Origin of the sequence: Anaeromyxobacter sp. SG17, from assembly GCF_022690695.1 — a bacterium.
In the GTDB taxonomy this organism is placed as follows: domain Bacteria; phylum Myxococcota; class Myxococcia; order Myxococcales; family Anaeromyxobacteraceae; genus Anaeromyxobacter; species Anaeromyxobacter soli.
In genome coordinates this window covers 65,250-77,429 of record NZ_JALCYX010000019.1, presented here as the reverse complement: position 1 = coordinate 77,429, position 12,180 = coordinate 65,250, and the positions used below count along the sequence as shown (strand labels likewise).

Sequence of the window (12,180 nt, the reverse complement as noted above, 5' to 3'; positions counted from 1 at the left end):
AGCCGCGCCGCGGCGTCGCGGAGCGCGGTGCGCCCGTCGTCGCCGAGCGCGTCCGCCTCCGCCTCCGCCTTCCCGGCGCCGCCCAGCACCGCCGCGGCGGCGACGAGGATCGCGTTCCGCTCGGGGGAAGGGCCGAGCCCGCGCGCGAGCGCGAGGGCGTCGGCGTGCCGCCCGGCCGCGAGCAGCGCCGCGAGCAGCCCCGCGTCGTACGGGCCCGCGCCTGCGTCGGCGCGGAGCGCCTCGTACTCCGCGAGGGCGGCGCCGAGGTCCGCCCCCGTCCCGAGGAACATTCCCCCGGCGCCGCGCGAGAGGAGCTCCGCGAGGGCGGAGCGCCCCCCGGCGTGGCGGGGGTCGAGCTCCGCGGCCCGGCGGTAGGCGGCGATCGCGCCCGCGCGGTCGTAGCCGTGGCCGAAGCGGCGGCCGACGGCGTCGTGCTCCAGGATCCAGCCCAGCACCCGGTGACCCCAGGCGCGCGCGGGCTCGAGGGCGATGCCGCGGCGCGCCTCCGCCGCCGCGCCCTCACCATCGCCCAGCTCGAGCAGCGCGAGCGCGAGGTGGAGCGGGTGCATCGCCTCGCGCGGGTGCGCGGCGCCGAGGCGCCGGAGCTCCGCGAGGCCCTCCTTCACCTGGCCGTCCGCGAGTAGCGCCGCGGCGGTCCGCTCGAACGCGATCCGCTCCGGCTCGCCGCCGGCGAGGGACCGCGCGCGCGCGGCGAGGGCGTCGGCGTCGGCCGCGCCGAGGCGGCGGCCGCCGGTGTCGAACACGTAGGTGGCGGTGACCGTGCCGTCCTTCCCCGCGGAGAAGCGGCGGGTGAGCGTGGCGGGCCCGAAGCGCTCGATGGCGTCCTCCGGGAGCCGGCGCGCCCGGAAGCCGTCCGGCGGGAAGACGCGGTAGCGCAGCTCCCAGCGGTACGGCAGCGCGAGGGCCACGTCGTCGCGGCGCGGCGCGGGCTCTGCCTCTCCCTCGCGCGCCTGGGTCAGGAACGCCGGGAGCGGCTCGAGCACCGGCGCGGCGCCGACCGGCACGAGCGCGTCGTCGTCGCCGGTCTCCGCGAGCGCGCTCTCGTCCGCCTCGACGCGGACGGCGAGCTTCGCGGCGGGATCGTCGAGGTGCTGCACCTCCGCGCCGAGGAACGTGCCGGCGCGCAGCACCTCCCGCGCGTACCGCTCGTCGATGCGATCGCGGTGATCGGCGGGGATCCGCGCCCGGAACTCGCGCTCGCTCGAGGCGAGCGCCCCCGAGAGCTCGCGGGTCTCGACCACGCGGCCGCGCCCGAGCTCCGCGAGGTGAAGCTCCCGCACGGTGAGCGCGGCGTTGTCCGCGGGGCCCGACGCAGGCGTCCGGACGAGGTCGCGCGTCTTGCGCGCGACGACGAGCGCGAGCTTGCCCTGCAGCTCGAGCGGCAGCGTCCCCGGCGGGAGCCGGGGCGAGGCCGGGTCGATCCAGATCGCCGCGCCCTTGCCGCCCACGTGGACGAGGGCGCGATCGAAGACGCCGAGCCCGGGGACCTCGCGCGGCGGGTCGCCCCACTCGCCCGAGGTGAGGGCGACCTCGGCCTCGAGGCCGGCGGCGCGCAGGAGGGCGACGTACAGCGCGGCGAGGTCCTTCGCGTCGCCCTCGCCGCGCGCGAGCACCTCCGCCGGCTTCCCCGGCGCGAGCGGCGCCTCGTCCACCGGCACCCCGGTCGCGCGCACGCGGGGGCGCAGGAACGCCGCGATCCGGCGCACCGCCTCCTCGCGCTTCGGCCGCCCCGCGCCCAGCGCGGCGCGCGCCTCGGCGCGGAGGTCCGAGCCCGCGATGGCGCCCTCGAAGATCGCTCGCACGCGGCCGGCGACGTCGGCCCAGGACTGCCCCGCCGCGAACGCGAGGTACGGCGCGGGCGCGAGCTCCGGCGGCGCGCCGGGGTCGCGCGGCGGCGTCCCGCTCGCGTCGCGGCGCTCGAAGACGAGCGTCCGGATCCCGTTCGCGACCGTCTCGACGGGGGCGAGCTCGACGCCGCGGACGACGAAGCGGACCGGCAGCGCGGCGGGCGCCTCGATGCGGACGCGCACGAGCCGCGCGGAAGAGGCCCTGCCCAGGCCGAAGCGCTGGACCGTGCCGCCGGCGGCGAGCGAGGTCTCGCGCACGGTCGTGACCTGCTCGACGACGGCGCCCGGCCGGACGCCGGGGATCGTCCCGGAGAGCTCGCGCCGCTTGGAGGGCGGGGCGCCGGGATCCTCGACGGGCCCCTCGGCGAGGGCGGCCGGGTCGAGCGTGAAGACGCCGTCGGGCGCGACGACGCGCGCGCGGATCTCCGGCCGGCTCTCGCTCCAGGGCGCCCAGGCTCGCTCGACGCGGGCGGACGCGCGCGCGGCCTCGCCGCTCATGGGGCGGTAGACGAGGCGGTAGGTCTGCGCCGCGGCGCCCTGCGCGTCGAGCCGGTAGATCGCCTCCTCGAGGAGCACGTCGAGCGGCGCGCCGCCGGGCGGCGGGAGCGCGTCGGCGGCGGCCCGCACCGCGGCGGGGTCGGCGGAGAGCGGCGCGCCCTCCCAGGGGGCGGCGGCGCGCGCGGCGCGCACGGAGAGGAGCGCCGCGGCGAGCGCGAGCAGGAAGCGGAGGTGGGTAGGCACCGCCGCATTCTGGAGGAGAGCCGGGCGGGCCGCCAGCGACGTCTGCCGGGCAGGCGCCGCGCGATCAGTCGCCGGAGGGCGAGATCCGGAACTCGCGCACCTGGGGCAGCCCGTCGAGCGCCCGGGCGAGTCGCCCGAAGTTCCGCTCGTCGTGCGTGCTGATCGTCATCTGGTACTCGAAGGACCGGCCCTCGTCCGCCAGCGCGTAGGAGAGGCCGGCCAGCGCGAACCCGTTCTCCGCGAGCAAGGCGCGCACGGCGTCCTCCCCCATCGCGTCGCCGCGATCGAAGCGGATCCGGTGGTGCGCGAACTTGTGGGCCGGCGCCCGCGCCTCGATCCAGCGGAAGAGGCTGAGCACGCCGAGCGTGAGGAGCGTCGCGTAGAGCGCCGGCACGTACTGGCCGGTCCCGGTGAGCACGCCGATGGCCGAGGTGATCCAGATGGACGCCGCCGTGGTGAGGCCGCGGACGGTGAGCCCCTCCTTGAAGATCACGCCCGCGCCGAGGAAGCCGATGCCGGTCATGATCCCTTGCGCCATGCGGGTGGGATCGACCCGCACCGTCTCGGGCGCGCCGGGGAACCACTCCGCCTGGTAGACGGTGACGAGCATGAGGAGGCTCGCCGCGAGGCACACGAGCGCGTGGGTGCGGAACCCGGCCGGCCGGCCGTGGTAGCTGCGCTCCATGCCGATGGCGCCGCCCGCCACGAGCGCCGCGAGCAGGTGGGCGAGGGCGTCGCCGTGAGCGCGGGAGACGAGCACGTCGAGGGGCACGGCGGAGAGGACCTCGGAGAGCGCGGGCGCCATGGTCCCCTCATCATCCACCCCACGCGCCCGCGGCGTCGGCGCCGGACGGGGCGCGCGGTCAGGAGCGGAAGGCCGCCACGAGCGAGAGCGCGCCGAACAGGAAGAACAGCGACGCGGCCGCCCACCGCATCTTGCGCGACGAGACCTGGTCCGCCACCCGCTCGCCCAGGAACACCGCGAGGCCGTCCGCGGCCAGCATGCCGAGCGTGGTGCCGATCGTCACGCGGACGACCGACTCGTAGCGGGCCGCGAGCGCGACCGTCGCGAGCTGGGTCTTGTCGCCCATCTCCGCGAGGAAGAAGAGGACCGTGGTGGTGAGGAAGGCGCCGAACCGCTCCGGCCCGCTCGCCTCGTCGATGGTGTCCGGCCGGAGCGTCCACACCCCGAAGGCGATGAAGGTCGCGGCCAGGATCCCCGCGAGCACGTGGGCGGGCACGTTGGCGGAGATCCACGCGCCGACCGAGGACGCGAGCGCGTGGTTCGCGACCGTCGCGACGAGGATGCCGGCCATCACCGGCCACGGCTTGCGGAATCGCGTGGCGAGCGAGAACGCGAGGAGCTGGGTCTTGTCGCCCATCTCGCTCACGGCGACGAGGAGGAAGGAGCTGAGGATGGCTTGCACGGCGGGCGGGCCCTCGAGCGGGGGCGAACCGATACCCGACGAGGGAGGCTCGGTCAACGAACACCGGTCCATCGGTGCGCGGGGCAACGCCGGACCGGTGGCGGCACGGGGCAGAGGCGAGGTAAACCCTCGAACATCCGCCGTCTTCGGGCCTGGCCGGCAACTTGCTCAAGGCACTCCACGTGATGAACTCGACCGCGACCGTCCAGCGCCCGCCCGCCCGCCCCGCCGCTCCGCCCCGCTCGATGCTCCCGCACGAGCACGGCGCCTGGGGTCAGCTCGCGATGCCGCTCCTCACCGCGCTCGCGATCGGGCGGCCTGGCCTCGCGCCCGCCGCGCTCACGGCGGCGGTGGTCCTCGCGTTCATCGCGCACGAGCCGCTCCTGGTCCTGCTCGGCCAGCGCGGGCGGCGCGTCGCGGAGGAGGAGGGCGGGCGCGCGCGGCGCTGGCTCGCCGTCACGGGGGGCCTCGCCGCCGTCACCGGCGCGATCGGCATCGCGCTCGCGCCCGCGTCGGCCCGCGCCGCGCTCCTGCTCCCGGCGGTGCTCGCGCTCGTCGTGGCGCTCCTCGTCTGGAGGCGGCTCGAGAAGACGACGCTCGGCGAGATCGTCGTGGCCGCCGCGCTCTCCTCGGCCGGCTGGGCCGTCGCCCTCGCCGGCCACGCGCCCGCGGACGACGCGCTCGCCGCCGCGCTCGCCTGGATCCTCGCCTTCGCGGCGGCGACCCTCGGCGTGCGGGTCATCCTCGCCCGCGCCCGCTCGAAGGGCGCCGAGGATCCGGGGAGGCTCCACGCCGCGCTCGCCGCGGCGCTCGCCGGTGTGGCCGTGCTGCTCTCCGCCGCCGGGCTCCCCGCCGCGCTCGCCTGGGCGACCTTGCCGACCGCGCTCCTCTCGATCGTGATCAGCCTCGCGCGGTTCTCGCCGAAGCGGCTGCGCCCGCTCGGCTGGGCGATCGTCGGCTCCTCGGCGGTGACGCTCGTGATCCTCGTCGCGGGGCTCCGGTAGCGAGGGAGCTCACGGTCCTGCGCCGGCGCGACCGGGTTCCGGCGGCGCAATGATCCGACGCGTCAGAGCATCGGCTCGCGCGCGCCGCAGGTGATCGTGCCGAGCTCGAGCACGCCCGTGCCGCTGTCCGGGATCTCGAGCGGCAGCTCGCACAGCTCGCCCTTCCAGTAGATCCGCGCGGCGTGCGCGCCGGCCGGGACGTCCTCGAGCCAGAAGGCGCCGTCGGCGCCGACCGGCGAGCGGCGCGTGCCGCCGGCGACGTCCACCTCGAACGTCCCGTAGGCGGGCACGTCGGCGCGGTCGCGCCGCGCGATCCGGAGCCACCCCTCGACGGCGCGCAGCCGGGTGACGTCGAAGCGCACCAGCGCCGCGCCGCGCGGCCGCGCCGCGACGAGCCGCTCCGTGAGGCCGACGCGGTAGCTCTGCGGCACGTCCGCGTCCTCGATCCCGAGGCGGTTGCCGTAGTACGGCAGGAGCCCCGGGACGAGCAGGTCGCCCCGCCCGTCGGTGCGCCCGACCGGGCGCCGGTCGAGGTAGGCGCGAACGCCGCCGACGCCCGGGACGCGCACGAGCGCGAAGCCCTGCTCGACGGGGCGGGTGGCGAAGAGCCGGCCACCGACGAGCACGAGCGCGCCCGAGGCGGACGCGGACCCGGCCTCGCTCCCGTCCACCCGGGCGTAACCGAGCTCGTAGTGACCGAACTCGGGCTGCGCCTGCAGGAGGCCGCTCACCGTCCCGCCGGCGGCGGAGTCGGCGCGGAGCTGGTAGCCGACGCCCGGGCCGACCGGGACCGAGCGCGACAGCCCCGTGCTCGCGCTCGCGCCGGCGCGGCTCGAGCGGACGCCCGCGTCGAGGGTCCCCCCGCCCGGCGCGGAGAGGACGAGCTGCGCGAACACCGCGCCGGCCGCCTCCGCGGCGCGATCCCTCGTGACCGAGGCGGAGAGGAGGAGCCACGCGCCCGCGCGCACGCGCAGGGAGGTGCGCACCTCGACGCGGTGGCTCGCCCCCGCGTCGCGCTGCTCCGCGCCGACGTACTGGAGCTGCAGGCTCGCTCCCCGGCCGAGCGGCGCCGTGGCGTACGCGCCGGCGCGCCACAGGGCGCGGTCGGCGGCGGCCGAGAGCGTCGAGTTCGCGTACCGGGTGGAGAGGAGCGAGGCGTCCGCGCCCAGCGCGAAGCGGCGCGCGACGTGGCGCCAGGCGAGGAACGCGGCGGCGCCGGGCGTGCCCTCGTCCGCGCTCGCGGCGCCCGCGAGCTCGAGCTCGCTCGAGCCGACGCCGAGCGCGGCGGAGGCGCCGCCCTGCTGCACGCGCGGGCCGAGCTCCAGCCGCGCGCCGCCGGTGAACGCGCGCGTGAAGCCGCGCCGCTCCCGCGCGACGAGGATGGGATCGCCGTAGGCGAAGCTCTCCGTGCCGAAGCGCTCGCGCACCGCGCCGACCCACAGGCCGGGCTCGTCGAGCCCGGGGGCGAGCAGGCCCTGCGCCTGGTAGTGCGCCGCCTCGATCGCCTGCGTGCGCCCGAAGGCGTCGCGCACCACGATCCGGACGTCGTTCGCCCCCGTGCTGACGGGCAGGTTCGAGAGGTCGTAGGTGCCCGGCGCGACCGTGAGCGTGCGCGCGAGCGCGCCGTTCACGTAGACGTCGATGGTGGAGGGCGTGGCGGCGAAGGCGGTGGCGCCGGGGAGCGGCGTCCGCGCGAGGTACGGATCGAGCGACAGCTCGCGCGCGAGGCCGACGCCGCCCACGAGCGGCGCGCCGGAGAGCGCGTCGGGGGGGATCGCCGCGTCGCCGGCGGTCAGGCGGAGGAGCCGCGCCGGGCGGTCGATCGTGAGGGTCGTGAGCCCGCGCACCGCGCCCGCCGCCCGGGTCGCCGAGACCGAGCCGGCGAGGAGCGCCGAGCCGTGCGAGACGCCCGCCTCGAGGAACCCGGACACGTCCTGCTGGGTGGTGGCGCGCCCCGCGTAGTTGAGGAACGCGCTCGGCGCGTCTCCCGTCTCCAGCCCGGCAGGGCGGCTCGACGCGCGCAGGTCGAGCGCGCCGTGGCCGAGGAGCGATGCGGCGGTCTCGAGCCGGATCGCGAGCGCGCGCTCGTCGAGATCGAAGCGCACGCCGGGCGCGAGCGAGCGGAGCGACACGAGCGTGCGGCCGTCGAGCTCGCGGCGGGCGCCGCCGAAGCCGGCGAGGCCCGCGCGCACGAGGTCGGCGGGCGCGATCCAGATGTCCTGCGGCGCCACGAGCACGAGGGCGGTGTCGGCCGGCACCCCGTTCACGAAGAGCTGGAGGAAGGCGGGGCGAAGGTCGCCCTCGGCGGCCGAGAGGTCCCGGGGGGCCGCCGCGGCGGGTGGCGAGGTGAGGTCGAGCTGTTCCGCGCTCGCGAGGGGGAGGGCCGCGGTCGGGGTCGCGGTCGAAGGCGGCGCCGGGTTCGCGGTCGGGGTCGGGGTCGAGGTCGAGGTCGGGGTCGGGGTCGGGGTCGGGGTGGACGTCGAGATCGGGGCCGCGGTCTTCGTCGAGGTCGCGGTCGGTGTCGTGGCCAACGCCGCCGCGGCGGCCGCGGCGGCGACGAGCGCGAGCGCGCGGGCGAGCTTCCTACGGATCACGGCACGCGCCCGGAGCGCGCGCCTCGATCGCGCCGCGCGCCAGCGCGGCCGAGACGACGACGCTGGCGGCGCGCGCGCACGCCTCCGGCGGGACCGCGACCTCGTAGACGCGCTCGCCGCCCGCGAGCACGTACCAGGCCTCGAGCGATCTCTCGAGCACCCGCGCGCCGTCGGCCGCGACGAGCGCGAGCGTCACCGCGCTCGGCCGCAGGCGCACCGTCCCGGGGTTGCGCAGCGCGAAGCGGACGTGCGTGCCGTCGCGACCGAGGAACGCGAGCTCACCGTGCTCGACGCGTGCGGCCGGGGCGAGGAAGACGGGCACGCCGACGCGGGTCAGCACCTTCACGCGCGCGGCGTCCTCCGCGGTCTCGGCCTGCGGCAGCTCCTCGATGAAGATGCGCCAGGTGCGCTCGGTCGCGGCCGGCGCAGCGTCGGTCCCGATGCGCAGGGAGCGCGCCTCTCCCGCCCCGAGCTCGAGGAGCGGCGGGAAGACGGCGAGCTCGCGCGTGGGGGACAGGTCCATCGCCCCGTCGGGCTTCTGCGCCCAGCGGAACGCGCGGATCTGGTAGCGCGCCGGGGCGCCGCCGCGGTTCCGCAGCGACATGAGCGCGGTGCGGGCGCCGCCGGACAGCTCCACGTTCACCGGCGTGACGTCGAGGTCGCCGGCGCGGGCGGCCCCGGCCGCGAGCGCGGCGAGGACGAGGAGGGCGCGGGCGGCACGGAGGAGCGGTCGCATGAGCACGTGAAGTGGCGGGGTGGGCGGCGCCGGAGTCTAATACGCGCAATTCGACGCCAGCAATGAAACGGCCGCGCTCACATGCTCGCACCGCAGCGCGTCGCGCGGCCCTCGCCGCGGCGGTGGTGGGCGCCGTCCTCTGCGCGCGGGACGCGGCCGCGGTCCAGCCCACCTGCAGCGTGAGCGTCGCGAGCGCCATCGCCTTCGGCGCCTACGATCCCTTCTCGACGGTGCCGCTCGACACGACCGGGACCATCACCCTGCAGCACTGCTCGCAGACGCCCGTCACGATCGCGATCGGGCCGGGACGGTCCGGGTCGTTCTCCTCGCGCGCGATGCGGGGGCCGGGCGGCGACCTGCTCCGGTACGACCTGTACCTCGACGCGGCCCGCTCGATCGTGTGGGGCGACGGAGCTCCCGGCACGTCCACGTGGGCGTCGGCCTCTCCGAGCGACCGGACGATCGCGGTGTACGCGCGGGCGTTCGCGGCCCAGGACGTGTCCGTCGGCGCGTACGACGACACGATCACCGTGACGATCAATTACTGAGCGCGCTATCGCGTGCGCTCCCGTGCCCGGTTCACCCACAGCGGCGTGCTCGGCGCACTTTTGCGCGTCACGGGATCGTGGCCTTCTGCGCCATCGCAAACGCAATATGCTGGCGATTGCCAGGCGCGCGTGCAGGATCCGCCGCCGACCACCCACGCAAGGACCCGCCCCATGAACCGCACCGCCCTCCGCCTCTCCGTCGCGCTCGCCGCCGCCCTCCTCTCCACGGCCGCGCGCGCCGCGACCGCCACGAACACCTTCGCCGTCACCGCCCAGGTGGCCGCGAAGTGCTCGGTCACGACGAGCGACATCGCCTTCGGGAGCTACGATCCCACCGCCGGGGTCGACCTCGACGCGCAGGGGTCGCTCACCGTCACCTGCACCAAGGGCACCTCCTTCACGGTCGGCCTCGACAACGGCACCTCGGGCATCTCGGGGACGCGCCAGATGTCCGGCGCGGGCGACGTGCTCGGCTACGAGCTCTACTCCGACTCGACCCGCACGGCCGTCTGGACGAACGCCGCCATGCCGGCGTCCCAGGGCGCGGCGGGCAAGGCCGGCAACCTGCTCTTCGTCTACGCGCGCATCCCCGCGGGCCAGTACCCCACCGCCGGGAGCTACAGCGACACGGTCACCGTGACCGTGAACTACTAGGCGCACTCACGCCGGCAGCGTCCGGCGCGGAGGGGGACACCCGGGACCTCGATGGTCCCGGGTTTTTCGTTTTCTGGGCGCGAGCTCGACGCGGGGCCCGGGACCGCCGTGCGCGGTCGATCGAACGGCGGCGGACGTCCGGAGATCGTCGAGCCAGAACGCCGCCAGTTCGCCGCCGCCCCGGCGGGGGCACTTCTCTACGGCAACTCCCCGATCTATTTGAGGGGCCCCCTCGCGTGGCGTCTTCCACGGCACGCGCGGCCTCGGCTCGCCGCGCATATCCACGAAGACACGATGGAGAACCTGCCTCCCTCGCCCGCGAACCACCCGGACGGCGACCGCTCCGAGCCGCCGGCGCGCGCGCCCGCGGAGCGCAACACCACGCGCGCGGAGCGCCCGCGAGCGGACGCCGAGCGGCCGGTCTCGATCGGCGAGGCCCAGCCGATCGACGTGCTCGCGGTCGACGACGACCCGCGCAACCTCGAGGTGACGCGCGCCCTCCTCTCCGGCTCGGGGGCGCGCATCGTCGAGGCCTCCACCGCCGAGGACGCGCTGCGCATCCTCCTCAGGCGCCAGGTCGCGCTCATCCTCCTCGACGTCAACCTGCCGGGGATGTCGGGGCTCGAGATGGCGAAGCTCGTGCGCGCGCGCGAGCGGACGCGTCACACGCCCATCATCTTCCTCACCGCGAGCTCCGACGTGCGGCTGCTCGAGCGCGGCTACTCGCTCGGCGCCGTCGACTTCCTCACCACCCCCGTGCCGGAGCAGGCGCTCCGCGCGAAGGTCGCGTTCTTCATCGAGGCGCACCGGAAGAACGAGGCCCTGCGCCGCAACGCGGAGCTCCTCCGCGCGGCGCAGGAGCGCGAGCTCGCGCGGAACGTGGCCGAGGCGCGGCGCCGCTGGGAGGAGGAGGCGCTCCGGCGCGAGATGGAGCGGGAGCGGCGGCTCGTGGAGACGCTCCACCGCGCGAACCAGCGGCTCAAGATCCTCTCCAGCGTCCGCAGCGATCTGCTCACGGCCGAGAGCGTGCGCGAGCGGCTCCCGGCCATCTGCGACCGCGTGGCCTCGCACCTCGGGCTCGAGCGCTGGGCGCTGCACGTCGCCGGCCCGGACGGGCGGCTGACGCTCGCCGCCGCGGGCGGTGGGGCGGCCGAGCCGGGGCTCCTGGCCGCGCTCGACTCGGCCGAGGCGATCCTGGGCGGGCTCGCCCCGTGGGTGTCGGCGCGCGGAGAGCCGCTGCCGCCGATCGCCGCCGTGCTCGGCGTCGCTTGCTGCGTGGCGCGGCCGTGCCTCGCGGGCGGAGAGGTGGTCGCCACGCTCGCCTTCGGCTCCGCCGAGCGGGATGCGTGCGACCCGGACGACCCCGCCACCCTCGAGCTCGTCGGCTACGCCGTGGGGATGGCGCTCGAGCGCGATCGCCTCATCGCCGAGCTGCAGGGCCGCAACGCGGAGCTGCGCGAGGCCGACCGCCGCAAGGACCAGTTCCTCGCGATGCTGGCGCACGAGCTCCGCAACCCGCTCGCGCCGGTGACGAACGCGGTGCGACTCCTCCAGGAGTACGGCGCCGACGCCCGCCTGCGGGAGCGCGCGCTCCAGGCGGCGGGGCGGCAGGTGCGGCACATGTCCCGCCTGGTCGACGACCTGCTCGACGTCTCGCGGGTCCGGAGCGGGAAGGTCCGCCTGCGCAAGGACACCGTCGACCTCGTCCAGGTGGTGCGGGAGGCGGTGCAGACGGTGGACGAGCTCGTCACGTCGCGGCGGCACGCCCTCGTGGTGAGCCTGCCCGAGGCGCGGCTCGGGGTGGACGGTGACGCGGTCCGCCTCGCGCAGGTGGTGGAGAACCTCGTCGCGAACGCCGCGAAGTACACCGATCCCGGCGGCCACCTGCGCGTCGCGCTCACGCGCGAGGGGGACCTCGCCGTCCTCTCGGTGCAGGACGACGGGATCGGCCTCGCGCCCGAGCTCGCCGGCGGCATCTTCGAGCCCTTCGTCCAGGCCGAGCAGGGAGTGGACCGCTCCCGCGGCGGCCTCGGCATCGGGCTCTCGCTCGTGAAGAGCCTGGTCGAGATGCACGGCGGCACGGTGCGGGTGGAGAGCCCCGGCCCCGGCCGCGGCTCGACGTTCACCGTGCGGCTCCCCGCGCTCCCTCCCGGCGCGGCGGTGCCCGCGCCGCCGGCGGCCTCGTCCGTGCCCCCCGCGGCCGAGGCCCGCGCGGTGACCCCGCGCGACATCCTCATCGTCGAGGACATCGCGGACATCCGCGAGACCCTCGGCGAGCTGCTGCGCCGCCGCGGCCACGCCGTGCGCGAGGCCGACGGCGGGCGCTCCGCCTTCGCCCTCGCCGCCGACGCGCCTCCGGAGATCGCGCTCGTCGACATCGGGCTCCCCGAGCTCGACGGGTTCGAGGTAGCGCGGCGCCTGCGCGAGCTCGTGCCGGCGGTCCGGCTGGTGGCGCTCACCGGCTACGGCGGCTCCGAGGACCGGCGCCGCGCGGCCGAGGCGGGCTTCCGCGCGCACCTCGTGAAGCCGGTGGACATCGACGACCTCGTCGCCCTCATCGACACGCTGGACTGAGCGTCATCTCCGGGACGTCGAGGGCTGGCGCCCG

At 76.8% G+C, this 12,180-nt stretch carries 9 protein-coding genes; 4 read left to right on the top strand and 5 right to left on the bottom strand.

Annotated elements, in window-relative coordinates; genetic code table 11:
- The 3 genes from MNY60_RS09960 to MNY60_RS09950 all read right to left on the bottom strand — a co-directional run.
- The coding region (locus tag MNY60_RS09960) for a DUF3857 domain-containing protein (RefSeq protein WP_242360545.1) at positions 1-2,609 on the bottom strand (2,609 nt) is incomplete at its 3' end.
- Between the two features lie 64 nt (positions 2,610-2,673).
- Positions 2,674-3,414, bottom strand: a complete 741-nt coding sequence (locus MNY60_RS09955) for an MgtC/SapB family protein (protein ID WP_242360544.1) — start codon at positions 3,412-3,414, stop codon at positions 2,674-2,676.
- 58 nt (positions 3,415-3,472) lie between these two features.
- A complete protein-coding gene (locus MNY60_RS09950; RefSeq protein ID WP_242360543.1) occupies positions 3,473-4,036 on the bottom strand; it encodes a TMEM165/GDT1 family protein in 564 nt (187 codons plus the stop codon).
- Between the two features lie 185 nt (positions 4,037-4,221).
- On the opposite strand from MNY60_RS09950, the gene MNY60_RS09945 reads away from it, so the two are divergent.
- Positions 4,222-5,040, top strand: coding sequence for a YwiC-like family protein (locus tag MNY60_RS09945; RefSeq protein ID WP_242334779.1), 819 nt, complete (start codon positions 4,222-4,224; stop codon positions 5,038-5,040).
- A 62-nt stretch (positions 5,041-5,102) separates the two neighbouring features.
- On the opposite strand, the gene MNY60_RS09940 is transcribed toward MNY60_RS09945, so the two are convergent.
- Positions 5,103-7,634 (bottom strand): fimbria/pilus outer membrane usher protein, encoded by a 2,532-nt coding sequence (locus tag MNY60_RS09940; RefSeq protein WP_242360542.1) that lies wholly within the window; start codon positions 7,632-7,634, stop codon positions 5,103-5,105.
- Positions 7,624-8,370 (bottom strand): molecular chaperone, encoded by a 747-nt coding sequence (locus MNY60_RS09935; RefSeq protein ID WP_242360541.1) that lies wholly within the window; start codon positions 8,368-8,370, stop codon positions 7,624-7,626. Before MNY60_RS09935 ends, MNY60_RS09940 begins: the two co-directional genes overlap by 11 nt.
- Before the next feature lie 125 nt (positions 8,371-8,495).
- Between MNY60_RS09935 and MNY60_RS09930 the strand changes: the two genes are divergently transcribed.
- From MNY60_RS09930 to MNY60_RS09920, 3 genes are all read left to right on the top strand, one after another.
- On the top strand, positions 8,496-8,918 hold the full coding sequence (locus MNY60_RS09930) for a spore coat U domain-containing protein (protein WP_242353007.1): 423 nt from the start codon (positions 8,496-8,498) through the stop codon (positions 8,916-8,918).
- Positions 8,919-9,089: 171 nt separating this feature from the next.
- Positions 9,090-9,572, top strand: coding sequence for a spore coat U domain-containing protein (locus MNY60_RS09925; RefSeq protein ID WP_242334767.1), 483 nt, complete (start codon positions 9,090-9,092; stop codon positions 9,570-9,572).
- A gap of 294 nt (positions 9,573-9,866) precedes the next feature.
- Positions 9,867-12,146 (top strand): response regulator, encoded by a 2,280-nt coding sequence (locus MNY60_RS09920; protein WP_242360540.1) that lies wholly within the window; start codon positions 9,867-9,869, stop codon positions 12,144-12,146.
- Positions 12,147-12,180: the final 34 nt, after the last annotated feature.

What these genes read in the sequence shown, in the direction of transcription:
- MNY60_RS09955 (WP_242360544.1), bottom strand. Translation starts at nt 3,414, where the DNA reads ATGGCGCCCGCGCTCTCCGAGGTCCTCTCCGCCGTGCCCCTCGACGTG.
- MNY60_RS09945 (WP_242334779.1), top strand. Translation starts at nt 4,222, where the DNA reads ATGAACTCGACCGCGACCGTCCAGCGCCCGCCCGCCCGCCCCGCCGCT.
- MNY60_RS09935 (WP_242360541.1), bottom strand. Translation starts at nt 8,370, where the DNA reads ATGCGACCGCTCCTCCGTGCCGCCCGCGCCCTCCTCGTCCTCGCCGCG.
- MNY60_RS09925 (WP_242334767.1), top strand. Translation starts at nt 9,090, where the DNA reads ATGAACCGCACCGCCCTCCGCCTCTCCGTCGCGCTCGCCGCCGCCCTC.
- MNY60_RS09920 (WP_242360540.1), top strand. Translation starts at nt 9,867, where the DNA reads ATGGAGAACCTGCCTCCCTCGCCCGCGAACCACCCGGACGGCGACCGC.